This is a genomic window from Comamonas sp. A7-5, assembly GCF_039581385.1.
Lineage (GTDB): Bacteria > Pseudomonadota > Gammaproteobacteria > Burkholderiales > Burkholderiaceae_C > Comamonas > Comamonas thiooxydans.
The window spans coordinates 262,680-287,236 of sequence record NZ_JBCPWO010000001.1 but is presented as its reverse complement, the minus strand read 5'-3'; the positions used below and the strand labels follow the sequence as shown (position 1 = coordinate 287,236).

General features: G+C 58.4%; 20 protein-coding genes. 8 read left to right on the top strand and 12 right to left on the bottom strand.

Annotated elements, in window-relative coordinates:
• Positions 1-19: 19 nt before the first annotated feature.
• From AAIL67_RS01230 to cysD, 5 genes are all read right to left on the bottom strand, one after another.
• Positions 20-742 (bottom strand): hypothetical protein, encoded by a 723-nt coding sequence (locus AAIL67_RS01230; RefSeq protein ID WP_343483192.1) that lies wholly within the window; start codon positions 740-742, stop codon positions 20-22.
• An 11-nt stretch (positions 743-753) separates the two neighbouring features.
• Entirely contained in the window at positions 754-1,941 is a 1,188-nt protein-coding gene (locus tag AAIL67_RS01225) for a sulfotransferase (RefSeq protein ID WP_343483191.1), read from the bottom strand.
• On the bottom strand, positions 1,938-3,047 hold the full coding sequence (locus AAIL67_RS01220) for a DUF1214 domain-containing protein (RefSeq protein ID WP_343483190.1): 1,110 nt from the start codon (positions 3,045-3,047) through the stop codon (positions 1,938-1,940). The genes AAIL67_RS01225 and AAIL67_RS01220 overlap by 4 nt, the downstream gene beginning before the upstream one ends.
• Before the next feature lie 113 nt (positions 3,048-3,160).
• Complete coding sequence (gene cysN / locus AAIL67_RS01215; RefSeq protein WP_034392514.1) at positions 3,161-5,074, bottom strand: sulfate adenylyltransferase subunit CysN; 1,914 nt, start codon at positions 5,072-5,074, stop codon at positions 3,161-3,163.
• Positions 5,074-6,072 carry a sulfate adenylyltransferase subunit CysD gene (cysD, locus tag AAIL67_RS01210; protein ID WP_255432014.1) on the bottom strand — a complete coding sequence of 333 codons (999 nt, stop codon included), beginning with the start codon at positions 6,070-6,072 and terminating at the stop codon, positions 5,074-5,076. The genes cysN and cysD overlap by 1 nt, the downstream gene beginning before the upstream one ends.
• A 381-nt stretch (positions 6,073-6,453) precedes the next feature.
• Here cysD and AAIL67_RS01205 point away from each other — a divergent pair, with 381 nt between their 5' ends.
• The 3 genes from AAIL67_RS01205 (at position 6,454) to AAIL67_RS01195 (ending at position 8,936) form a co-directional block, all read left to right on the top strand.
• On the top strand, positions 6,454-7,002 hold the full coding sequence (locus AAIL67_RS01205; RefSeq protein ID WP_207384579.1) for a hypothetical protein: 549 nt from the start codon (positions 6,454-6,456) through the stop codon (positions 7,000-7,002).
• A 108-nt stretch (positions 7,003-7,110) separates the two neighbouring features.
• A complete protein-coding gene (cysQ, locus tag AAIL67_RS01200) occupies positions 7,111-7,884 on the top strand; it encodes a 3'(2'),5'-bisphosphate nucleotidase CysQ (protein ID WP_034407952.1) in 774 nt (257 codons plus the stop codon).
• A gap of 209 nt (positions 7,885-8,093) precedes the next feature.
• Positions 8,094-8,936: a tripartite tricarboxylate transporter substrate binding protein gene (locus AAIL67_RS01195; protein WP_343483189.1), complete on the top strand. Its 843-nt coding sequence runs from the start codon at positions 8,094-8,096 to the stop codon at positions 8,934-8,936.
• Positions 8,937-9,293: 357 nt separating this feature from the next.
• Here the strand turns inward: AAIL67_RS01195 and AAIL67_RS01190 are convergent, their stop codons facing one another.
• On the bottom strand, positions 9,294-10,232 hold the full coding sequence (locus tag AAIL67_RS01190) for a LysR family transcriptional regulator (protein ID WP_034407956.1): 939 nt from the start codon (positions 10,230-10,232) through the stop codon (positions 9,294-9,296).
• A gap of 149 nt (positions 10,233-10,381) precedes the next feature.
• Between AAIL67_RS01190 and AAIL67_RS01185 the strand changes: the two genes are divergently transcribed.
• Together AAIL67_RS01185 and AAIL67_RS01180 are read left to right on the top strand one after the other, a co-directional pair.
• Positions 10,382-10,846: a (2Fe-2S)-binding protein gene (locus AAIL67_RS01185; RefSeq protein WP_003070120.1), complete on the top strand. Its 465-nt coding sequence runs from the start codon at positions 10,382-10,384 to the stop codon at positions 10,844-10,846.
• A gap of 17 nt (positions 10,847-10,863) precedes the next feature.
• Entirely contained in the window at positions 10,864-13,125 is a 2,262-nt protein-coding gene (locus tag AAIL67_RS01180) for a xanthine dehydrogenase family protein molybdopterin-binding subunit (RefSeq protein ID WP_343483187.1), read from the top strand.
• 18 nt (positions 13,126-13,143) lie between these two features.
• Here AAIL67_RS01180 and AAIL67_RS01175 read toward each other — a convergent pair whose 3' ends face one another.
• Positions 13,144-15,516 (bottom strand): DNA polymerase II, encoded by a 2,373-nt coding sequence (locus tag AAIL67_RS01175; RefSeq protein ID WP_224650701.1) that lies wholly within the window; start codon positions 15,514-15,516, stop codon positions 13,144-13,146.
• Between the two features lie 405 nt (positions 15,517-15,921).
• On the opposite strand from AAIL67_RS01175, the gene AAIL67_RS01170 reads away from it, so the two are divergent.
• The 3 genes from AAIL67_RS01170 to AAIL67_RS01160 are packed head-to-tail and all read left to right on the top strand — an operon-like array spanning position 15,922 to position 17,507.
• The gene (locus tag AAIL67_RS01170) at positions 15,922-16,320 is read left to right on the top strand and encodes an FCD domain-containing protein (RefSeq protein ID WP_063660990.1); all 399 of its coding nucleotides are present in this window, start codon (positions 15,922-15,924) and stop codon (positions 16,318-16,320) included.
• Between the two features lie 48 nt (positions 16,321-16,368).
• Complete coding sequence (locus AAIL67_RS01165; RefSeq protein ID WP_318010656.1) at positions 16,369-16,980, top strand: hypothetical protein; 612 nt, start codon at positions 16,369-16,371, stop codon at positions 16,978-16,980.
• Positions 16,953-17,507: an enolase C-terminal domain-like protein gene (locus tag AAIL67_RS01160; RefSeq protein ID WP_318010657.1), complete on the top strand. Its 555-nt coding sequence runs from the start codon at positions 16,953-16,955 to the stop codon at positions 17,505-17,507. Before AAIL67_RS01165 ends, AAIL67_RS01160 begins: the two co-directional genes overlap by 28 nt.
• Before the next feature lie 56 nt (positions 17,508-17,563).
• On the opposite strand, the gene AAIL67_RS01155 is transcribed toward AAIL67_RS01160, so the two are convergent.
• From AAIL67_RS01155 to AAIL67_RS01135, 5 genes are all read right to left on the bottom strand, one after another.
• Positions 17,564-18,589, bottom strand: a complete 1,026-nt coding sequence (locus tag AAIL67_RS01155) for an AraC family transcriptional regulator (protein WP_343483186.1) — start codon at positions 18,587-18,589, stop codon at positions 17,564-17,566.
• A gap of 58 nt (positions 18,590-18,647) precedes the next feature.
• Positions 18,648-19,433: a serine O-acetyltransferase gene (cysE, locus tag AAIL67_RS01150; RefSeq protein ID WP_343483184.1), complete on the bottom strand. Its 786-nt coding sequence runs from the start codon at positions 19,431-19,433 to the stop codon at positions 18,648-18,650.
• Positions 19,430-20,863 (bottom strand): hypothetical protein, encoded by a 1,434-nt coding sequence (locus tag AAIL67_RS01145; RefSeq protein ID WP_197483892.1) that lies wholly within the window; start codon positions 20,861-20,863, stop codon positions 19,430-19,432. Before AAIL67_RS01145 ends, cysE begins: the two co-directional genes overlap by 4 nt.
• 108 nt (positions 20,864-20,971) lie before the next feature.
• Positions 20,972-22,729, bottom strand: coding sequence for an ABC transporter ATP-binding protein (locus tag AAIL67_RS01140; RefSeq protein ID WP_063661015.1), 1,758 nt, complete (start codon positions 22,727-22,729; stop codon positions 20,972-20,974).
• A gap of 3 nt (positions 22,730-22,732) precedes the next feature.
• Positions 22,733-24,538 (bottom strand): ABC transporter ATP-binding protein, encoded by a 1,806-nt coding sequence (locus tag AAIL67_RS01135; RefSeq protein WP_343483183.1) that lies wholly within the window; start codon positions 24,536-24,538, stop codon positions 22,733-22,735.
• Between the last annotated feature and the right edge of the window lie 19 nt (positions 24,539-24,557).

Genomic DNA, 24,557 nt, shown 5'->3' with positions numbered 1-24,557 from the left:
CGGTGGTAGTGGGTCAGTCTCAAGCGCTGACTTGATAGAAACTGGTGAGAATGCAATCGAGGCTGCTGAAATCCATGATGGGAGTCACAGATTCGGACATGTATTTCTGCCGCTGGCGCAGCAGGTCTTCATCTCCTTGCGTGTCATAGAAGCCGTGAGCACTGCCGATCGCGATATCGGGAAACTGCTCCTCAACGATGGCGTGGACTTCCGGTGCGTCTTCGGTCAAGCGTCGAACGACCAGGTTTTGCCGGTATCCGAAGATGGACTGCAGCGGGTAGGCATTGCTGCCATGGCCTTCACGCCAGTGAACCATCCATTCTTCAAAGTTCATGCCGACCGGCTTTCTGAACAGCGCCACCTGGCACATGCCCGGTGTGCGCTTGCCTAAAGCCACTTCAGCATCAAAACGCGCAATGCGCGCCTTGCGTTCTTCGGGGTAGGGCTCGGACTCGCAGACGAGATAGGCATGCAGGCTTGCCACCTGCTGCGCGATCAGTGCCTGCACCGGGCCCAGCATGGATGCGCTGTCCAGCCACAGACTGATCATTCCATCGAGAGGATGTTGGCTGAACGTGATGCGCTGGCTTGCGGCCTTGTCCATGGCGTCATCGACAACCATCACACGAATCCGCGAGGCACCACAGGCTTGCAGGGATCTTTGCAAATCCATCAGCGACTGGCGCCAACTTTCTGCCGAATGCCGTGCGGGGCGCCACAGGCTGAACATGATTTTTTCCATGAAAGCACCTCTTAGCTCTGGGTTGGCAGATGCCGGGATCGGTACAGCGCATAGTCGCGTTGCATCTGCTGCTCGCTCAGGCCAAAGGTCTCCAGGCTGTAGTCATGACCCGCACGCTTTTCCCGGCCGTTGCCAGACAGCCATTGCTGCGCATCGGTGCGGGCTTTCTCGGTGAAGGGCATCTGGGCGAACTGATAGACGGCCTCCAGCACCTCCATGGGCTTGGCCACGGTGTCCGAGAAGTGGATATCCAGAAAGCGCCGGCTGTCCTGCTGCTCCCGCACTTGCATGGTGTGGTGAATACCACGCGCCATGCGGCTGTTCCACTGGCGGCCTGCAGAGCTTGGGTCAGGCTGGTCGCTGTAGATCTGCCACAGCGTATGCGCCATGCTGGCCATGGAAGGGATGGTCTGCGCGGGCTCGCGATGGGTCAGAATGACCTGAGCCTGGGGAAAGACGGACAGCAGAATTTCCAAAGTGTGCAGATGCTGCGGGGCTTTGAGCAGCCAGCGCTGGCCTTGCGCTTCGCCGCGCTGGCTCTTTTGCCATTGCAGAAACTGCAGCATCTTCTTGAGCTGCGTATAGACGGGGCGCTGATCCTGCTGGTCGAGCCAGGCGGTGTAGCTGGGCACATCGGCGTAAGCGTCCATGGCGCAGAGAAAGGAATGCTCCATGAGCATGAATTCCTCGTCGCACAGCATGGCGCTCATGGGGTGGATGGACAGAATCTGGGGAATCGCCTCAATCGTCTGCGCCACTTCCGCCTTGGCCATTGCAATGCGGTTGGCGCAGTCCTGCGGGCCTTCGCCTTTCAGCGGCGCGGGGTAGCGGGTCTCCCACCAGGCTGCAGAGTAAAAGCGCGGGTCTACGGCCAGTGTTCGCTGCAGCATGGTGGTGCCGGTGCGCGGCAGGCCCACAATGACCAATGGGTCTTCGATCTCGATCTTCGAGATTTCGGGGAAGCGCTGGAGATAGTCCTCCATGAGCAGGCGATTGACCAACTGGCCCACGAGTCGCTCGCGCATCATGGCAATGCCGGTTGTCGACAGCTTGGCTTCGGTGTTCAGGGCTTGCGTCAGAACTTCCAGCGCTTGCCGGTAGTTGTCGTTGCCAAAATCTTTGAGGCCTGGTGCACGCTCACATGCAGCTTGCAGCAGTTCTTCGACGTGCAGAGTTTGGGGTGTCACAGGGGCATTCATACAGTCTCCAGCAACTGGTTTATCGAGATCACTTTGGTGGTGGGATGGCACTGCTCCTTGGCGCCAACCCAGCGCAGGCACATGGTTCCCTGGCGTACGCCGGCGGTCTGCAGCCAGTTGGCAATGCCGGGGTCTTTTTCGCTCAGCACCAGAGTGACGCCGCCGCTTTCGTTGTATTGCGCCTGGTGCTTGTTGATGCAGATCTGGTGGTAGCGGTAGTCCAGAGACTCCAGCCAGTAGTTATTGATCTGCAGATTCCAGAACGAGCATTCCGGCACCTTGTCGATACGAATGACCAGGGCCTGGTCCTCGCGCAGTTCCCAATGCGAGTGGTAGTAGAAAATATTGGGATCACCGCCCACGGACTGGCAGTAGGCCTGATCGGCTGGCGGCAACTGATTGCTATGTGGAAGATAGCTTTGTGCCCAGTCGGCAAATAGCTTCGCCGTGTTCTCGACAAAGGACGTCACGCGCTGCAGCGATTGCGCCAGAACCAAGGGATCCAGAGGGCCGGGGGTGTCCGTGGTGCCAATGCGCTCGATGGCGAGCTTGGCGGGCACTTCGCTCTTGCGATCCATGAAGGTTTGGCGCACCAGCAGCGACACCGAGGCATCTTCCATGGGCAGCCAGTTACCCGGCTGCGGGTCACGGCTGACGATGAGTTCGAAGTCACCGTTCTCGTCAGTCTTGAGCTGTGTGGCGTCGATAAACCCGGTGACAACCATGCGGCCATCGGTTTCATAGCCGCCTTTTTGCGTGCAAAAGCTCAGGTACGAAACCGTGCCACGGTTGCCATGAATGCGGTATTTCATGGACCCGTTGAGGCGTGAGTATTCGTAGATGTTGTCCGGGTTGTCCGCGCCAATCTTGGCGGTTTCGTGCGAGGTCTTGAAGAAGCTGGGAAACGCCGGGTCGGCGAATTCCACATGCATCTCCAGCGCGATGCGCAGCAGTCGGGTCAGATAGCGATAGCCTTCTGCCCGCGTTGCGGGGTCGGCAGGGGTTTCGGGACGCAGAATCTGCTGGCCGCAGCGTTTGAGGTGATCGCAGAACTGCGACCAGGTTTCGCCGCTGAGCAGTTGCTCATTAATGGTTTGGGTATCCATGATCTGGCTTTCTTTGTGTGCCGCGCACTGCCAGGTGGTGGCTGTGTGCGGTGGGTGAAAGAAGAAAGAGGGGCGTTGCAAAGGCTGGCAACGCCACAGTTCATCCAGTTTCTTCAGTCTTCCGCGGCGATGATTTCGCGGGCCACCAGTTCGGCGATGATCTTGTCCACCGCCTCTTGCGCAGTCATCGTGGGGGTGGATATATGAATGTCCGGAGACTCCGGCACTTCAAACGGTGAGTCGATCCCCGTGAAGTTCTTCAGCTCGCCACGGCGCACTTTCTTGTAGAGGCCCTTGGGGTCACGCTCTTCGGCAACGGAAAGCGGTGTGTCGATGAATACTTCGAGGAACTCACCATCCTTCACCAACTTGCGCGCCATTTCGCGTTCTGCCTGGAATGGCGAGATGAAGGCAGTGATGGCAATCAGCCCGGCGTCCACAAACAGCTTGCCCACTTCAGCGACGCGACGAATGTTTTCCACGCGGTCTGCATCGGTGAAGCCAAGGTCGCGATTGAGGCCGTGGCGCACGTTGTCGCCGTCGAGCAGATAGGTATGCCGGCCACGCGCATGCAAACGGGTTTCTAGCAGATTGGCAATGGTGGATTTGCCAGCGCCCGACAGACCGGTAAACCATAGCAAGGCTGGTTTTTGATGCAGGCGTTCGGAACGTGCTTCCTGGTTCACATTCACATGCTGCATATGAATGTTCTGCGAGCGACGCAGCGAAAAGTCGATCAGACCCGCGCCCACCGTGGCGTTGCTCAGACGATCGATCAGGATGAAGCTGCCTGTTTCGCGATTGTCCTTATAGGCATCGAAAGCGATAGGCTGGCTGCTGGACAGATTGCAGACGCCGATTTCATTGAGCGCCAGTTCCTTGGCGGCCAGATGCTCCAGCGTGTTGACATTGATCTTGTACTTGGGGGCGGCGAAGGTGACGGGAATCGTCTTGCCGCCGATCTTCATCAGATAGGGACGGCCGCCGAGCATGGGCTGCTCATGCATCCAGATCAGCGTGACCTGGAACTGGTCAGCCACATCGGAAGGTGCATCCGCAACCGCAATCACATCGCCCCGGCTGCAGTCCACCTCGTCGGCCAAGGTCATGGTAACGGACTGGCCAGCAACCGCCTGCTGCAGATCTCCGTCCTGGGTGACGATGCGCGCAACCTTGGTCACGCGCCCGCTAGGCAGGATGCGGACGCTGTCTCCGGGGTGAATCTGGCCGCTGGCAATGCAGCCCGCAAAGCCGCGGAAGTCGAGGTTGGGGCGATTGACCCATTGCACAGGCATGCGAAACGGCAGCTTTTGCTGGCGTGCTTCGTCGATTTCCACCGTCTCCAGATAGCCCATGAGCGTGGTGCCGCGGTACCAGGGCATGTGCTCGCTCTGCTCGGTGATGTTGTCACCACGCAAGGCCGACATGGGGATGGCCGTGATGTCTTCCAGATTGATCTTCTTGGCGAATTCGCGGTAGTCGGCCACGATATCGTTGAAGATTTTTTCGGAGTAAGCCATCAAGTCCATCTTGTTGACAGCCAGCACGATTTTGCGGATGCCGATCAGCGATGCCAGATAGCTATGGCGCCTGGATTGAGTCAGCACACCGCGGCGCGCATCTATCATCACCACGGCCACATCGGCGGTGGAGGCACCAGTGACCATATTGCGGGTGTACTGCTCATGGCCGGGCGTGTCGGCCACGATGAACTTGCGCTGGTCGGTAGAGAAGAAGCGGTAGGCCACATCGATGGTGATGCCTTGCTCGCGCTCTGCGGCCAGTCCATCGACGAGCAGCGCGAAGTCCAGCTCGCCGCCCTGCGTGCCGACTTTCTTGGAGTCCGCGACCAGTGCTTCCATCTGGTCCTCAAACAGCATCTTGGATTCGTACAGCAAGCGTCCGATCAGCGTGCTCTTGCCGTCATCCACGCTGCCGCAGGTGATGAAGCGCAGCAGGCTTTTCTGCTCGTGTGCCTTCAGGTATTTCTCGATATCTTCAGAGATGAGTGCAGATACATGTGACATCAGAAATACCCCTCTTGCTTCTTCTTTTCCATGGATGCGGCCGAGTCGTGGTCGATCATCCGGCCCTGTCGTTCCGAAGTACGGGTCAGCAGCATTTCCTGAATGATCTTGGGCAAGCTATTGGCGTCGGATTCGACGGCACCCGTCAGGGGGTAGCAGCCCAGGGTGCGAAAGCGAACATTGCGCATCATGGGAACTTCGCCACTCTTGAGCGGCATGCGCTCGTCATCGACCATCAGCAGCGTGCCGTCTCGCTCCACTACTGGGCGAGGCGCTGAAAAATAGAGGGGAACGATGGGGATGTTTTCGAGGTAGATGTATTGCCAGATATCCAGCTCGGTCCAGTTGGACAGCGGGAACACTCGGATTGATTCGCCTTTGTTCTTGCGCGTGTTGTACAGATGCCAGAGTTCCGGGCGCTGGTTCTTGGGATCCCAGCGGTGCTGGTCCGAGCGGAAGGAAAAGATGCGTTCCTTGGCGCGAGACTTCTCTTCATCGCGGCGCGCGCCACCAAAGGCGGCGTCGAAGCCATACTTGTCGAGAGCTTGCTTCAGGCCCTCGGTTTTCATGACGTCGGTATGAATTTGCGAGCCATGCTTGAACGGGCTGATGCCCATTTCAAGACCTTCTGGGTTGATGTGGACCAGCAGGTCCATGCCCAGTTTGGCTGCCATCTGATCACGAAAGCGATACATGTCCTGAAACTTCCAGGTCGTGTCCACATGCAGCAAGGGGAAGGGAGGTTTGGCCGGATAGAAGGCCTTCATCGCCAGATGCAGCATGACCGCACTGTCCTTGCCGATGGAGTAGAGCATGACGGGGTTTTCTGCCTCGGCAACAACCTCGCGCATGGCCTGAATGCTTTCGGCTTCCAGCCTTTGCAAATGAGTCAGCACCACAGATTTCTCCTTGGTTTTTTGTTTTGGGTGCTGCCAACTGTAGGAGTCCGTTAAATCAAATCTTTGCGCGAATTGATGTTTTAGAAGTTGCTGCGCCATGCTCGCCATAGGGTCCAGCTTCGTTGACGTTGGGGTTCTGGCGTAGGTGTTCTTCGGTACCAGCGATACGTCTTGTGCAGTCTTCAAGATGCTGCTGGCCAATTCGTTCGACTGGCTGAGCATCTCTGTGGCAGCAGGCAGATGAAACAGGCGCAGCCGGTCGTGGCTGTCGCTGGCAAGCGATGAAAAGGTGGCTGCGCGTTGCCACTGCATGGCGGCAAGCAGGGCAAAGATCTTGCCCTCGCTGGAGCACCTGAGGCGATCAAAAAAATCTTCCAGATGCGCAGCGCACAGGCTGCCTTCATACGGTTGCCAATACACCTTGCCGCGGTTGTTGACGGCACGCAAGATGCCATGCCTCAGGCGTCCAGGGCAGTTGTTATGGGCTCCAAAATCATCGATCCAGACAATGCTGGCGCTCTCTTTTCGGGCCTGCTCGCAAATATCCAGATAAGTGGTGGCGTACCAGCGCTGCACATTGCTGGATGCCTGCTTCATGCGCTTTGCAGGGCGGTCGGCATTCAGGTTCCAGCGCTGCAGGTACTGGGCGTTGGTACGCTCGGGCAAGTCAAGCTGCTGGCGCTGCAAGATCAGTTGCTGCATGGCTTCCAGCTGCCACAGCAAAAAAGGCAGGCCATGGTCGGCGGGCTGGGTGCTGACCAGTTGCACATAGATGTCCTGCTCCTGTATGGCCGACAAGGAGCGGCCTTCGCCAGGTTTGCGGCCTCGCTCGCGCACAAGGACAGCGCTCCATCCCCCTTCCAGCCAGGCTTTGTGGGCGGCAATGATGGTTGGTGTGGACAGGCCTGTTGCCTTACCGACTTCTTTGAGCGTTTTGCCTTCAAGCCGCAATTTCACGGCTTGAATTCGCAGTGGATTGATTTCCTGGACACTGAGTTTCTTACCAACAGCCATGCGCATTCCTGTTAAACATTCACTCGCTTATTCGCGAAGATCCAGACGCATTTACTGTCGGCCTGTCCTCTGATCGGCGCATAGGCCAAACGGACCACATGAATAACAAAACAGGAGATTTTTGTGACTCAGACTCGAAGCGCACTGCTTGAAGACGTAATGGCCATCACCCGTGAAGCGGGTGCTTTAATCATGAAGATCTATCGCTGCGACTTTGAGGTTCGGGGCAAGCAGGATGCATCGCCCGTGACTGAAGCCGACGAAAAGGCCGAGCGCCTGATTCTTGAGCGTCTGGGCACCTTGCAGTCGCAGTTTCCCGTCGTTTCCGAGGAGGCGGCTGCAGCGGGATATGTGCCTGAGATGGGGCAATGCTTCTGGCTGGTTGATCCTCTTGATGGCACCAAGGAATTCATCAACCGCAATGGCGAGTTCACAGTCAATATCGCGCTGATCGAAAATGGAACCCCTGTGCTGGGTGTCGTTTTCGCTCCAGCGCTGGATCGCATGTACGCGGGAGCCATAGGACTTGGCGCATGGCTGGAGGTGCAGGGAAAGCGCCAATCCATTGAATGCAGGAGCATTCCGGAGGATGGCCTTGATGTGGTGGCCAGTCGTTCGCACGGCGATGCTGACGCGCTTGATCAGTTTCTCAATGGACGCTTGGTGCGGTCACTCAAAAGTGCAGGTTCATCGCTCAAGATTTGTCTGATTGCAGAGGGCGAGGCTGACCTCTATCCACGCTTGGGGCGCACCATGGAGTGGGATATCGCTGCGGGTCATGCGGTGCTGGCCGCGGCAGGCGGCCAGATTCATGCGCTCAATGGAGATGTTCTGAGCTACGGCAAGCGAGATTTGAGTAATCCTCATTTCTATGCCTGCTCGGCAGATTACCGCTGATTTCAAGCTTTCGCGCAGCATTTTCTCCCGCCTTGAATGCCATGAGTGCGAGCACTCACAACCTCTGTGTTTTCTGATAGATGAACTTTGCTGCGACGCTAATTCGAGCTTGCCTGCTTTGCGGGTTGCTAATGAGTGCAGCCTGTGCCGACAAGGCTGCGTCTCGCCAACCCGTCAAAATCGTTGTCGGATTCGAAGCCGGTGGCGCTATGGATACCTTGGCACGCGCGTTTGCAACTCAGCTCTCAGCGCGATTGCAGCGCTCCGTCTATGTGGAAAACAGAGTAGGAGCAGGTGGAGCCATTGCCGCGAACTATGTTGCGAAATCCAGGCCCGATGGGAATACGTTGCTCTTGGCGTCGCCTGCCGAGATCTTCATCAATCCCATTTACACCAGAAGCCAGGAGTCGGGCGAAGTCGCTGACATGGTGCCGGTGGCCAAAATTTCCTCTGCTCCTATTGTTCTTGCCACGCGTGGCGACTCCGCAATACATCAACTGAGTGATATCGCAGCTGCAGCACAAAAAAATGCCCGTGGTCTGAGTTTCGCCTCCTCAGGAATTGGCAGCTTGCAGCATTTGGTGGGCGAGAGTTTGGGCAAAGCCCTGGGTGTGGAGCTATTGCATGTTCCATACGGGGGAGCTGCTTCCGCAACTGCGAGCCTGATGAGCAATCAAGTGGACCTGCTCTTTGCGGGGCTTGCTCCCATAGCCCCCCATCTGCAAAGCCAAAAGATGCACGCATTGGGCATCGCATCGGCCCACAGGTCTAAGCGTTTCTCCGATATTCCTACGTTTCAGGAGAAGGGGCTCCAGGGCGTCAGCTTTGAATACTGGCAAGGAATCTTTCTTCCCAAGGGAGCGTCATCCGAACTGGCTCTATTTCTATCCGCCGAGATCAACAACGTGATCAAAGAAACGGGCTTTGTGGATCAACTAGAAAATACAGGTTTTGAGGTTGCATACAAGGACCACAAGCAATTCAAACCATTTTTGCAAGCTGAGGGTCAGATCTACCGAAGCCTCATTAAGAGAGACAGTTTTTTATATTGACCCCGTGAATTCTTTGGGGCTCAAACTTAACTAGATCATTGGATGTAGAAATCGTCGCGCAGGATCTGCTCTTGCTCGGTTTGAACGGCAGCATGGAGTCTGCTGCGCTTGTTCCAGAGCCCTGGTGGCGGACCTCAAGCAAATAATCGGGCTGGAACTGACATTCATGGTCTCCTGCTGGCCAGAAACCTGGCGTTGACGGTAGCTCGCGATGCGGACATGAGCAGCAACCATCGTTGCCAAGCTACGGCAGGGGGATTTCCGTCCTTTGAAGAGTGTCCGGCGATGGGACATGAGACTTAAATGTATAAATGACGGGAAGTCACTGATCAAGAAAGACACCAGAAGAAGCCGCGATCAGGGCCTCATTTGCCCGCGGGCTGTTTCGGACAAGCCATTGCGCTGCACATGCTGGACTAGAAAATCAAGAAATATCCGGGTCTTGAGAGGCAGGTGTGTGCGGTGTGGGTAATAGGCATAGAAGCCCGGGAAGCTTGCCCAATAGGGTTTCAGTACTTCAACCAACTGGCCTGTGTTGAATGCGTCGGTCATGGATTCGCGCCAGCCGGTAATCACACCGATACCATCCAGGGCCGCGCGCATGGCCGTGTCACTATGGTTGACTGTCAGTGGCCCGCTCACGGAGCGCTCGCTCAGTTTGCCGTCGATATTGAATTCCCACTTGTAGACTGCGCCGCTGCTGCTCATGCGGTAGTTGATGCATAGGTGCTGCTCCAACTCGTCGGGGTGCTCGGGTGTGCCGTGTGTTTTGAGGTAAGCAGGAGATGCACCGAAACACATGGTCAGATCCTGTGTGAGTGGCACGGCGACCATATCGCCCTCCAGTGACTCGCCATTGCGTATGCCGACGTCAAATCCTTCTCGCACGATGTCCACAAAGCCGTCGTCATAGACCAGCTCGACGTGAATGTGCGGATGCAGTGCAAAGAACTCGGCGAGCATTGGCTCGACGAGCACCTGGCCAGCAGGATGGGAGATGGTGAGGCGCAGCGTGCCGCCTTCGACGCCAGCTTGGAGCTGAAGATCCTCGGTCGCTTCGCGCAGGTTGGTGAGGGCCGGGGAAATGCGCTCCAGATAGATTCTCCCGGCTTCTGTCAGATTGAGGCTGCGCGTTGTTCGATCGAAGAGGCGTACATCCAGACGGGTTTCCAGTTTCTTGATCGTCTGGGACAGTGCGGCCGGCGTGACCCCGATGGCGTGGGCGGCGTAGGTCAGACTGCGATGCTGAGCTACCTGCTCAAAGGCAGCCAGATAGGCGAGTATTTCGGGCTTCATGTTCTCTATTTTTAAGTAAAACTTAATAACTTAAATAGATTGCTTGACTTTTTCTTTTGCATTGCCTGGCGCAAACTGCCTCTGCTTCACGCGCTGCTCAGGTGCCTGCAGCAATCACCGTGTCGAAAAAGCAAACAAGAAAGCCCCCCATGCCTGTCAAATTCACTCTCAACGGCAAGCCCGCATCGGCTGATGTGGATCCTTCAACGCCCATCCTCTGGACCCTGCGTGACACACTGGGTATGACAGGGACCAAATTCGGTTGCGGCATGGCCATGTGCGGAGCATGCACTGTGCACTTGAACGGCCAGGCCATCCGTTCTTGCATTACGCCCATATCGGCGGCGCAAGGGCAAAAAATCGACACCATCGAAGCGCAAGCTGCAGACAAGGTGGGCAAGGCTGTCGAGGATGCGTGGGTTCGCAACGATGTGGCGCAATGCGGCTATTGCCAAAGTGGGCAAATCATGAGTGCGACCGCGCTGCTCAAAAGCAATCGCCAGCCAAGCGATGCGGACATCGATGCAGCCATGGCGGGCAATATCTGCCGCTGCGGAACCTATACACGCATCCGTGCAGCCATCCACGATGCTGCCAAAAACCTGTCGGCCTAAAAGAAGGAGCACATCCCATGCCTATTCCCAATCATCTTTTTGCCGACCTGCCCAAAGGTCTGCGTGTGCTGGCGGCTGACTCCATAGATGCAGCCCTAAAGCTCGAGCGGCGCGATTTCCTCAAGCTGGCGACGGCCTCGGGTTTTGCGCTGGGTGTATTTCCCGCGGCTGTGTCGGCACAGGCGAAGGGTAACGAACAGGTTTCTACAAGCGCACTCAAGCCTTACCAGCAGCCATCGGCTTTTGTGAAGATTGATCGTGATGGAGCGGTGACGATCACCATCAACCGTCTGGAGTTCGGCCAAGGCGTGCAAACCGGCCTGCCCATGGTGCTGGCCGAAGAGCTGGACGCCGATTGGTCCAAGGTGCAGAGCGCGCACGGCAATGCCGATCCCGCATATCTGGATCCGGTCATGGGAATGCATCTGACGGGCGGCTCCACTGCCATCAAGAACTCGTATGTCCAGTATCGTGAACTGGGGGCGCGAACCCGCTCCATGCTGCTGGCCACGGCTGCCAGGCGCTGGGGTGTAGACCCGCAGTCCTTGCGCACTCAGGCAGGACAGGTGATCGGGCCTCGGGGCAAGAAGCTGGGCTACGGCGAGTTGGCGGATGAGGCCATGAAGATGCTTGTTCCGCAGCAGGTGAAGCTCAAGGACGCCAAAGACTTTCGCATCATCGGTCATGCCACGGGACGGCTCGATGCACGCGCCAAGTCCAGCGGCAGACAGTCCTACGGCATCGACATGCATCTGCCGGGTATGTTGACCGCAGTTGTGGCACATCCGCCGGTGTATGGAAGCAAGATTCAATCGGTGGACGATGCGGCAGCCAAAGCCATCAAGGGTGTGCGTGCAGTGCTTCGTGTGCCCAGCGTGTGGGGGGGCGAGCTGGTTGCGGTGCTGGCCGATGGTTACTGGCCAGCCAAGCAGGGTCGCGATGCCCTGAAAATCCAGTGGGACAGCGCAGCGGTTGGCAAAGTCGATTCGGCTCGGCAACTGGCGCAGTATCGTGAATTGGCCAGGAAGCCGGGCGCACTCAAGTTCGATGCCGATGTTTCGGCATTGAACGGTGCTGTTCACAAAATCAGTGCCGAATATGTCTTCCCCTACCTTGCCCATACGCCGATGGAGCCGCTGAACTGCACGGTGCGTGTGACAGGTGCAGGAAAGGATGCCAAGGTTGAGCTTTGGTTGGGCACGCAGGCCCCGGGCTGGGAAGTTGCAACGGCTGCGCGCGTGCTTGGCGTGGCACCGCAGAATGTCCGAGTCAATGTTCAGATGGCGGGGGGCGGTTTCGGCCGCCGTGCCAACCCGCGCAGTGACTACGTGGCCGAAGCCTGCGAGATTGCCAAGGCTGCCAGAACATCTGGTATTGACGCACCGGTGCGCATGATCTGGAGCCGCGAGGACGATGTCAAAGGAGGCTATTACCGACCCATGCATGTGCATCGCGCCGAAATAGGTTTTGACGACAAGGGAAAGGTGATTGCCTGGGACCATGTGATCGTAGGCCAGTCGCTTGCCAAAGGCACGGCGTTTGAGGGCTTCATGGTCAAGAACGGAGTGGACACCACTACGGTTGAGGGAATGAAAGAGCCGTACGACCTGCCGATGCGACTCTCGGTGCATCACCCCGAGCTCAATGCGCCGGTTCTCTGGTGGCGCAGTGTGGGCTCTACGCACACCGCTTATGTGATGGAGACCTTGATGGATGAAATTGCCCGAGCTGTAAAGCAAGATCCTGTCGCATACAGGCTGCAGCAGTTTGGCGACAGGCATCCGCGTCACAAGGCCGCGTTGCAGCTGGCAGTCGAAAAGTCGGGCTACGGAAAGCGCCAACTGGCCGAAGGCAGAGCCTGGGGAGTGGCTGTGCACCAGTCTTTCGACTCGGTGGTTGCCTATGTGGTCGAGGCATCGATGAAGGATGGTGCTCCCAAGCTGCATGCGGTTACAGCTGGCGTGCATTGCAATCTGGCGGTGAACCCTCGGAGTGTCGAGGCTCAGGTGCAGGGTGGTGCCTTGATGGGCCTTGGCATGTGCTTGCCTGGGGCTGCGATCACTTTCAAGGATGGACAGGTGGAGCAGGGTAACTTCAATGATTACACCGTGGCCCGCTTAACCGATATGCCCACGATCTCCGTGCATATCGTGCCGAGTGCCGATGCGCCCACAGGTATGGGCGAGCCGGGTGTACCGCCATTGGCCCCCGCTTTTGCCAACGCCATCGCCAAGCTGAGCGGCCATACACCACGTGAGCTGCCTTTCCCGAAAGCGTGAGAGCATGAGCCCGGATCGCTAGAAAAGCTCCTGTTGAGAAGATGTGAGAGTGACGAAGTCCTCTCCGAGGGGGATCAAGATCGAGTCGGCAATCGGCTTGATCTGTTTCGCCAGATAGTGCTCGTAATCGATGCGTGAGCGGCGGATTTCCAAAGGCTCAGGGCCATTCTTGGTCATGACGTATTGGATCCAGCCGCCGTTCTGGTACTGCCTGGGTCGCCCCACGCGATCGTTGTACTCATCGGCAATGCGAGCGGCACGGACCTGTGGTGGCACGTTGGCTACGTAGGCATCCAGGCGATGTCGCAGGCGTTTGCGATAGATGAGCAGATCATCCTTCTTGCCCGCCAGTGTCGAATGGGCGTACTTGATGACAAACTCGCGGTAGGGGACACCTTGGAAGACTCGCGAGAGCAAGCCCTCCTGGAACTGCCGTGCAAGCAGTGTCCAGTCGCTGCGTGCCATTTCAAGGCCGCGGTAGATCATCGATTCGTTTCCGGCGGCATCCACACTCAAGCCGGCATAGCGCTTCTTGCTGCCGACGTCCGAGCCGCGGATGGTGGGCATGAAGAACTTCTTGTAATACGTGTCGAACTCGATCTCAAGAAAGCTTTTCAGGCCTTGCTCTTGGTGTAGTGTTTGAATCCACCACGCGTTGATGTCCTGGGCCAGCCTGGCAGCCACGGCATATGCCTCTTCGGTGGTATGGGACCGCTTGAGCCAAATAAAGATGGAGTCCGTGTCTCCATAAATAACTTCGTATCCGCGCTCTTCGACCAGATCCCTTGTGAGCTTCACCATTTCGTGGCCACGTAAGGTAATGGCTGAGATCAAATCCGGATTGAAGAATCTGCATTCCGACGCGCCTAGCACCCCAGCGAATGAGTTCATCACCAGCTTGAGCGCTTGCGACAGTGGTTCGTTCCTGGTGCGTTTGGCTTCATCTCGGGCCTGCCAGAGGGTGGTCACGATTTCCGGGAGACAGTGCTTCTCGCGAGAAAAGAGCGTGCCCCTTGGGCCTTTGATCAAAAGCTCAGAAGAGCTGGCATGTCGGCCCTCTACCAAACCCACGGGGTCGACGAGGAAGGTGCGGATGATTGATGGATAGAGACTCTTGTAGTCCAGAACCACGACGGAGTCGTAGAAGCCAGGCTTGGAGTCCATGACGTAGCCGCCGGGGGAGGACTTGCCTTGAACATCGCCCACGTTGGGCGCGACATACCCCATGCGGTGCATGCGTGGCAAATAGTGATGGCTGAATGCAGCAATGGAGCCACCGAATTGGTCAAGCTGCAGGCCCGTGGTGTGGGCGCGCTCCATCGCAAACTGCAGCAGCTTCGCCTTTTCGAAGATTCGTAGAACCAGCTCGCAGTCGCGTATGTTGTAGGCGGCAAGAGCGGGCTTGTCTAGCTGGTAGCGCCGCTCGATTTCGGCCATCTTGTCGTATTCGTCCCCGATGTCCTTGCCTTCGCCAAGAAGCTCTTGCGCGACGTTCTCGAGGCTGAACGACGGAAAGCTCCAGACCGCGGCCCTGAGCGCTTCAATCCCGTCAACGACAACTCGCCCTGGCATGGGAGCAAACAGATAGCCTTGTTTGCCGGGATGGGTTCGCCATGCAATGGGCTTGCGCTCACGCCCAAGGAGTAGAGGTGTTGCACATTCGTCCGCAGTTTTCTGCAGCACACGCAGGTCGAACTGAATGACATTCCATCCAATGATGACGTCCGGATCATTGCGTGCAAACCAGTCGTTGAGCCTGTCAATCATGGCTTTGCGTGTTGAGCAATGAATCAGCTCGAAACCAGGCGTTCTTAAGGGTTTGGCAGGAGCCTCACCCAGCATGAAAACGACGCGCTCCGCCATGCCGTCCAGCGCGATCGAATACAGATCTTGGTGCTGACTGGTCTCGATGTCCAATGACACGACCTTCAGAACCGGCCGGAAATCGGGCGCAGGAACAAGCTTGCAGTTCACCAGCGTCGCATGTTCTGTCCGTCCGCCTTGCAGCGTGACGCCCGCCGTGATGAAGCGCTCCATCAAGTAACGCTCATGCGGTCGAACATCGGCTTCCAGAAGGGGGATGCCTAGTTGCTGGAGAGTGCGTGCAAGTCGCCGTAATTGACGAAAACTCCTGGCATAGATACCCAAGACGGGCTCTTGCTGAAAACTCTTCAGTCCCAGTTCCCGCAATTCCGCTCCAGCCAGGGGCGGGAGTTGCGCCTCTACCGCTCCTTTGTGCCGGGCCTCGACGAAAGCCACAGATTTCTGAGCAGTCAGGAGGACCTTCAGGGGGCCTCTATCGGTTGCCAGCCAATACTCAAGCTCGACGCCCGCCGGTGTGTCTCGCCAATTGCGAGTAAGGATGAATCCCTGGCGTTTGGGGAATGGCACGACAGATTAAGCGAGCAAAGGTTTGACAGATTTGAATTTGGATTGTCGGTCACAACAGTACGCAGACATGCAGAGCAAGTTGTAGGATTGATACGTTTGCCTGCGGCCTTTTAAATTACAGCTGTCCAGCGGCTGTTGAGGAGTGCCCCTTGGTGTGGCAAAGAGGGGCATGATTTACGGGTGAAACTATGAGGGATTAGAGCCGCACAAAGTTGTGCTCTAGGCTTGCTATAGTTTTCAAGAGCAGTGGGCCAGTGACCACCGTCACCATTACCTGTCATTGGGCTTTCGTCCACCGAGTGACAGCAGTGCTTCGAAGATCGGCCAGCCGACAGAGCTTTACCTGGGCTATAGGGTTCATTACATCGCGAAAGTCTCCGGCCGCTCTGGAGGGCTACAAAGGAGGTGCGGCGCATCGTCGAGACGCAGGCGGTCATCTTGGCCTGTGCCAGACGTACCGACGAAGATCTGATGCGGATGGAGCAGCTCCTGGAACAGTTCGACGCGTCGGTAGAGGCCCCCGACGGCGAGCCGGCCAATTGGGACTATGCGTTTCACATGTCAATTTTCGCGGCCACCAAGAACACGGTGCTCATGCAGATGGTCAATCCGTTCTACGTGATGACGGCCAGCCGGCGCGCCGCGTTCTTCACCGACCGGACGCGGTGCCGGACCTCCAATGAGCAGCACCGCCAGCTTTATGAGCTCATCAAGCGGCAGGACGTAGCCGCGGCAGAGCAGGTGATGCTGGCCCACATCGGTCGCGTCGAGTCCCTGACCCAGCAGGCGCACAAGGAAAGCTAGTTGTCTCCCGGGCCGGGAATGGCCCGCTGTCTTGAAGAAGGAAGCTTCATGAAAATCGCCGATATCAAAGCCTATCCCCTCTCGTTTCGCGTGAATCCGAGCAAGGGTGTCAACCTTGGCCTTGGCAGGACCATCAAGCGTGACACGGTGGTCGTCAAGGTTACGACCGAGGACGGAGTCGTCGGTTGGGGTGAGTCCCATCACGGACGGGCACCGGGCGCTGTGGCCCATCTGGTTAATACGACCTTGCGCGAACTGCTGCGTGGGTACGACGCACGCGAGACAGTGAAGGCCTGGTCCCGCATCTATCGGATGCAGCTTTCCAGCCACGGCATGGGCACAGCCACGGCGATAGCCATGAGCGGTATCGATACGGCGCTGTGGGACATCAAGGCCAAGTTGGCCGGCATGCCGCTGTACCGCTTGCTCGGCGGCAGCGCTGGCGGTATCGACGCCTATGCCGGCGGCATTTCGCTGGGGTTTCAACCGCCGCAGCAACTGGTCGAGGAAGTACGCGCATTGGTCGAGCAGGGCTACCGCGCCGTCAAGTTGCGGGTCGGCGACACGCCAGCTAACGACCTGGCACGCGTGACGGCCGTAAGGGGGAGTTCGGCACCGCCTTGGAGATTCTGGTGGATGCGAACACCGCGTACATGCTGAACGACGTGCGCAAGGTGATGCCCGGCTACTGCGAGCTCGGCGTGGGTTGGCTGGAGGAGCCGTTCTCGCCGAGCGACTCCTTCAACTACGCCCAAGCAAAACTGTTGGGAAACGTGCCGCTGGCCGCTGGTGAGAATCACTACACGCGCTACGAGTTCACTCGGCTCATCGAGGACCGCGTGATTACCATCCTGCAGCCCGACGTGTCGAAGACCGGGTGCATCAGCGAGGTGATGCGCATCGCCGCGCTGGCGTCGGCGTGGAAGATTCCGATTAACCCCCATACCTGCACGACCGGCCTGAACATGGCGGCGACCATCCATCTGCTCGCCTCCATGGATAATCCAGGGTACTTCGAGGCCGACGTGGCCATTGAGAATCCGTTCCGCACCCAACTCACCAGCCTGCCTTATGAGCTGGACGCCGCAGGTAAGGTGTATCCCCTGGAGCAGGCCGGCTTGGGCATCGAGGTGGATGAGGGTTTCATCGCCGCACACCCCCTGATTGATGGGCCGTGCTTCGTCTAACGCACGTTGTCATCTGATGGTCTGACCGTATATCCCGCAGTTCATCAGGCTGGGCGTCAAGGAAGCGGTTTAGCACGGCCATCGAGAGTTTTGAACGCTGCACTATCGGCTAGCTGCAAGGCGGAATGATAGCCCCGAACAGCGACTGTGACGCTCTGGCGCGCCTTGCTCGGCAAGTTGCCAAATTGCTTGGCGAAGGCGGCGCTGAAGTGGCTGACGTTGGAGTAGCCAAGCATCATTGCCGTCTCGGTCACGTTGTAGCTCTGCAGCAGCTGCTGGGCGCTGCTCATCCGCTGCTCTTGAAACAGGGCGTAGATGGTGCTGCCGAAGTGGTCTTTGAAGCACTTCTTTAGCTTGCATTGGTTCATGCCGACGGCTTTTGCGAGCTCGGCAATGGTTGGAGGGGTGCTGAGATCCTGCAGCAGCAGTACCCGGGCGTTTTCCAGCTGCCGACATTCGCGCACGGAGAGTCGCCTGCAATCTTCGCAGTCGCGGAACGCGGCGAGATGCCAATGCAGGAAGTCGAGGGTCGCCGCGTGCAACAGGAGACGTTGGCACGGAAACGTGGTTAGTAGGCTGGCAACACTTTTGGCCGAACGAATCGATTTTCGGCAGAGCCCCGCATACCGGACGAAGAGTCCAGGATTGCTTTCGGGGCCGAGCATGGGGCGTACTTCTTCCCCCGCCAACTCACACAGCACGTCTGGCGTGACCATCACCGTCAGGTTCTCGAACCGGTCGCAATGCTGGATTTGGAACCGTTCGCCAGCCGAAAAGCCAAGAGAGACGTCTCCTTGGGACAGATCCAAAGGATGGCTCCCGACCCGTCCGGCGAACTTTCCAGCCAGTTGGCAGTTGAGGTGAATGAACTCGCAGTCGCCGTCAAAGGTCTTGGTGCTGGAGACAGCGTCAAGGCTGGTTGCAACCGTATGGCAGACTATCAAGCCCGGCTGCAACGTGACCATGCCGTGGTCGGCATCGGCGGGAGAGGAATACGCTGTCGATTCGTGTGCTGCACCTTCCATGTTGTGAAACCCGCCATGTTTAATTCGCTTTTTGTTGCGAATGAGAATCAATATCAAACATGGTTGATGGTTTTAGCAGACTTTGTAGAAGTTAACAAGTCAATTCCATGCAACGCTATCGAGCGCCATTCGTGCAAAGAATGCGAGCAGGTACCCCAACGGCCGTGGCGTAGGGCGGAACCGGTTCAAGCACGACGCTTCCAGCACCGACGGTTGCGGCAAAGCCGATTTCAATGTTGCCCAGTATCGTCGCGCCTGCTGCAATGAAGGCTCGGTCCCGTATCTTCGGATGGCGGTCCCCGTGCTCCTTGCCGGTTCCACCCAGAGTAACCTTCTGCAGAATCGAGACGTCGTTGCCGATGCTTGCGGTCTCGCCGATGACGATTCCTGTTGCGTGATCTATGAAAACGCGCTGCCCCACCGGAACGGCGGGATGGATATCCACGCCGAAGACTTCAGAAACCCGGCTCTGCAGCAGACGCGCAAGTGTGCTTCTTCGGGCGCTCCATAGTTGGTGGGCAACCCGGTGGCACTGCAGTGCATGGTAGCCCTTGTAGCAGAGAAAGGGCACCAACAGGTTCTCCGCTGCCGGGTCGCGAAGGAGGGTCGTGGCCAAGTCGTCTTTCGCGGCCTCCTCGGCGTCCGGTCCGTGTGCATAGGTAAAGCACTCCTGCCATATGTCCATGGACACCGTTTGGGACGATAGCTTGGTGCTCAGCAGGCAGGACAGCGCCTGCCAGAATGAGCCGCAGCAGAGAATGGATTTGTCGATGAGGGGCCGCAATACAGGGTCTTCCAGCGGCGCGTGCCTGGCCTCTGCTTGAAGCCGTTGCCATACGCACGTGACTGACGCGGTCGGGGGGCGGACCGCGGCCGTCGCCACTGTGGGACTGTTCCTCATACAAGTACCCATTGCTGCTTTTCGGCATGCTGCCGGTCGGGCGATAACGGGGTTTTGAGCACGATTCTGGCGGTTCCTGATGGTCCTGCCTGCCAGTCCAGCTCCAATCCGCTGTTGCTCGCCATGTAGGCGAGTGCCTCATGCTCCATTTGCCGCACAAGCGCCGCAAGTTCCGGGCAATCGAGTCGGGCGAACATAGCGGCGTATGCGCAGTAGGTGATTACGCAAACCAGACGGTTCCCCTCAGTATGGGTTTCATAGCGAAGCACGCCCAATTCCTGGCAGCCTTCCATGAATGCCAGCCAGTAGTCACGCACACCCTCGGCGGGCAGGTCCAGTGCCGTGAAGACGGTAGGGTCCGGCCACAGCCATCGCATTTCCATTCGTCCCGTCTCCAGGAACATCCGACCGTACAGCTGCAATGCCAACGTTTGTCCAAGCATGTCCCGCACTCGGGAGTAGCCCGACGTGAACATGCTGATGTCACGCGTGATATTTGGCCACCAACCGGCGCATGGGCCGACTGCTTCTGACCTGAACGACTTCAACGCCTTAAAGTGCTGCCGCCACCGACCCATGGTGAACAGGACGAATCCGAAAAATGACAGTCCCCTTCGTCTGCTCCGCAAGGTTTTCCAAACCTGGGAGCTCAGCAGAAAGCGCTTTTGCAGCGGGATCATCTTGGGGTGCTTGGGGCTGGCCGTGTACCAGTTGCAGCGGTAGTGGCGAAGCGCACGAACGTCGTGGCTGCTGACGCTGGCGACCCAGCCAAAGTCCAGCCCTTGCTCCGTCAGGCTGGGGATGTCCGCAGGCTTGCTGGTGACACCTCGGCGTGCCAGATGACCGCGCAGGCAAGCCCGCAAGTCTTCACCCAGATGGTCGACGGCATAGACGCCTTGGCATGCTGCAAGATCACCCGCCAGCCAGGCGTCGGCGACAGCGCAGGCCATCGCGGCGGTCAAGTCGTAGGACGACAGCACACCATGTAGCAGCAGTCCGCGCTGCGGAGCGTCGTCCGGATACACCCACAGCACGGTATCAGGGTCTGCATCCTTCTTGCGCTTCATTTTCTGGCCGCTCTTAAAGAACTTCCTGGCGAGCCGCTCAACGGTCTGCGGCGACGGTTGGATGCGGGCCAGCATCCGTGCGAACCCCTGTTTTAGATACTGGATGTGGTAGCGCGCATCCAAATTCGATACGACGCCGGCAAGGGCACTGCGGGACGAGGCGAGGCTGACGGCCTCCAGCGGCGAAAACGGAATGGTTTCGACGGGAGCTTGCTGCCCCGGGAACGAGAAGCGCTCGAGGCCATCCTTCCAAGGGGTGGGGATACTTTGATGAGCACCGGCTACGAGGGTCGCGATTTTGGGGCGGAAACTGGAGAGAATGGCGTAGGGACTTGTTTCCCCGCCACCGTACGCGGCCCCCATATCACCAGAGTCTATGGAGGCGAGATAAGCGCCAACTACCCGAAGAAGGCATCAAGAACCCGTAAGCGATTTTTCTTTTCGTCCACCAGTCGAGGGATATGACGGCAACTAGCCGCCCGACGTTTGCGCCTTCCACATCGCGGCGTACAGACCATTGCCTGCAAGCAGGGATTGATGGGTCCCAGCCTCGACCAAGGCACCTTGGTCCAGAACCAGTATCTGGTCGGCGTGTCTGATGGTGTTGAGCCTGTGGGCGACCATGATGACGCTGCGCCCCGCAGCCAATCGGCCGATAGAGGACTGGATGGAGTGCTGGGAGCGCGGGTCTACCGAGGCGGTTACTTCATCGAGCAGAAGCAGCGGCGCGTCCTTCAGCAGTGCCCGGGCAATCGACAGCCGCTGTCGTTCTCCTCCCGACAGGCTGAACCCCGATTCGCCGACCTTTGTCTGGTAGCCATCAGGAAGCCTGGCGATGAACTCATCACAATGGGCCGCCTCGGACGCCTGAAATACCTCCTCCTCGCTGGCCTGCTCGCGACCGGCACGCACGTTGTCGATAATGCTGCCGTCGAATAGCTGTACCTGCTGGAAAACCATGCTGACGAGGCGATACAAGTGGTCGGAGCCGATATCACGCAGATCCGAGCCGCCAATGCGTATCGCGCCGCTGTCGGGCATATGGAAGCGAGCAAGCAGATGCAACAGAGTGCTCTTGCCTGCGCCGGAAGGCCCAACCACGGCGGTGACGCTACCAGGCGGCACCACGAAGCTGACATCGCGTAGCACATGCCGGTCTCCGTAGGAGAACGACACGTGATCGTACTGCACGGCCAGACCGTCCGGCTGCCTGGCCAGGGCGGGCTCGGGCAGGAGCGGGATGTGCCATAGTTCATCGAGCTTCATTTCACTCTGGCAAGCATGGCGCAGCATCACCAGGTACTCGGCCAGCTCCAGCAACGGACCGATGAACTTGTACGACAGCAGAATGAAAGCGAGCCAAACCAGCGCGGGGTACTCGTGGGAGAACAAGCTCCAACCACCTGCAATGAACAGGACGACGAGGCCACACTCGACGACCAGCCTGAAGAGCATGACCGGGCCGCCACCCCATTTCTCGATCCCCAGGCTGAGCGCCTTAAGTTCGGCGAACGCCAGATCTAGCCGCTGCGACCACACGTGCGAGCGATTGAAGAGACGTAACGTCGCCAGGCCGCCGATAAACTCCACCAACATCCCGGACGTCGCCTTGAACCGCGCGTGTTTGCGCTGGACCGCTTGCTCGAACAGCCGCCGACTGGCAATCAGGGCGAACATGGCCAAGGGTGCGAGCCCAGCAAGCGCCAGGGCCAGGCGCCACTCGATAGCTGCCAGCAGCAGGATCGTCGTCAGCGCCAGGCCTACGGCGGCGACGAAATCTGCCAGAACATGGGCAAAAATGGTTTCGACACGGTTGATGTCATCGGTGAGCAGGTCGGCCATATGCCCCACCTGTTGTCCTCTCAGCACGCCGATCGGCATGTTACGGACCCGTTCGAGCAGCCCCTGTCGATAGCGTTCGATGATCTGGTAACTGTTCAGAAAGCAACATTTCTGGCCGCCGAAGGCGAAACCCCATTGCATGAGGAACAGGCAAACCAGGGCCAGAGCCAGCCATTGCGGACTGGTCACCCAACTGGCTGCCCAGGCATAGCCTGGCCAAGAAAGTTGCAGGACCGCGCCAAGCCATAGCCAGCACAGCAGATACGGCAGCACTTCGGAACACCGCTCCAGCACTCGCAGCGCCAATCCCAAGGTGAGGGCGGAGGTAGGTGCACCACTGCGCCGGATGATGCGTCGAATGCTTGTCCAAGAGGTGACTGCTTCCATGCCTCAATCTCCCACTGCAGTAGATGTTGCAGGCAATGCAGCCGGCTCTTGCCCCCCATCTTGGTAAGGCAGAGCGCCGCGCAGGCTCCAGCGCTCGGCGAACTCCTCATACATCCACATGGACTGGTAGTAGTCACTCTCGCTCATGAGTTGGTCATGGCGCCCGCACAAGGACAACGCACCTTCCTCAAGCACTAGAATCTGATCGGCTTGCTCGACTCCATGCAGTCTGTGGGCAACGACAAGCAAGGTCTTCTCTGGATACTCCTCGCGCAACGCCTGAAAGAACGCACGTTGCGTCAGGCTGTCGGCGAATGCCGTGGACTCGTCGAGCACCAGAACCGCCGCGTCGGCAAGCAGTGCCCGTGCGACCGCCAAGCGCTGGCGTTCGCCGCCGGACAAGCGGGTACCAAGTTCATTAAGCGGGGTGTCGTAGCCAGAAGGAAGCCCCTCGATAAGCGCCTGCGCCTGCGCCACGCGAACAGCCCGGCAGATCTCCGCCTCGGATGCTTGAGGGCGCGCGAGCACCAGGTTGTCGCGCACCGTTCCACTGAAGAGAAATACGTCCTGGGTCGCGAGAGCTATGCAGCGAGTACGCTCCTCGTCGCTGAGGCTGGCGATTGCCTTCCCGTTGAGCGTGACCGACCCCGACTCCGGCGTCAGCAAGCCAGCAATCAGTTGCGCGATGGTGGACTTGCCCGACCCCGACGGCCCCAGCAGCACATTGAAGGTGCCCGAGGCCAGGGACAGGCTCACCCCGGTCAACACCTGGCGTCCGCCGTAGCGAAAGCAGACGTGGTCGAGGTCGACCCGTACAGTGGCAGCCGCCGGCAGACTCGCTCGCCCCGGCTTGCGACTGAGCGCCAGTATCGGTGCCATCCTGCGCAGGCCTGCGAGAATCGGTGGCATGTCCATGATGAAGCGACTGACTTTTAGCAAGGGACGAAAAATCCCAGCCCCCAGCAGCACTGCCACCACCACCTGGGCAACATCGACTTCCCCCCGCGCATTAAGCCATGCGCCAAACGGAAGCAACAGGAGTAGGTGGGCACCCAGGACACTGGTGAACAGCGCCCACCCTGGAACAGTGCTGCGAGTGATCTGATCAGCTAGTTGATAGTAGGCATGAAGCTGCCGTCGCAGCAGCCGGAACCCGGAAGCACTGCGACTGAACACCTTGAGGACCGGCATGTTGCGCAGGTACTCAACGGTCACGTTGTTCAGGCTGGCAGTTGCCCGGCTGAACCGATCTTGGTTTTGACCCACTCCGCGCATGGCGAATGTTGAAGCTAGCAGGGCCAAGGGGCCGACTACCAGCGCCGCCATTGCCAGCCGCCAGTCGACCCAGAGCAAGGCTGTCGTGACACACAGTGGCGCCAATACCGCGGCGGCGACCTCCACGGTGTGATGAGCAATGAATGCCTCCATGCGCTCGACATCCTGGATCACAGACTGCTTCAGCGCGCCCGACCCCTGTGCATGTATCCAGTGCAAGGGCGCATTATCGAGCTTGGCCGCCAGACGGCTGCGCGCACTCGCCATGATTGCGTAGGCAACGTGATGGCTTATCAGGTAGGCGACGCCATAGGCCATGTACTTCAGCGCTATGCCACCCAGCAGCCAGGGAGCCAGAGCCAGAAGTTCCTGGGCGAATGCTTGAGGTGCCCTGAGCAGGGCCTCGACAGCGAAGTACAGGATGGCGAAAGGCGCCAGCTCAGCTAGCACAGCCACAAAGGTCAAAGCCAGGGCTGCCGTCATGGCCAAGCGGTGGCCCACCGACAACTCCAGCAGTATTCGCAGCGCGCCCATGCGAGTTAGGTCATTGCCC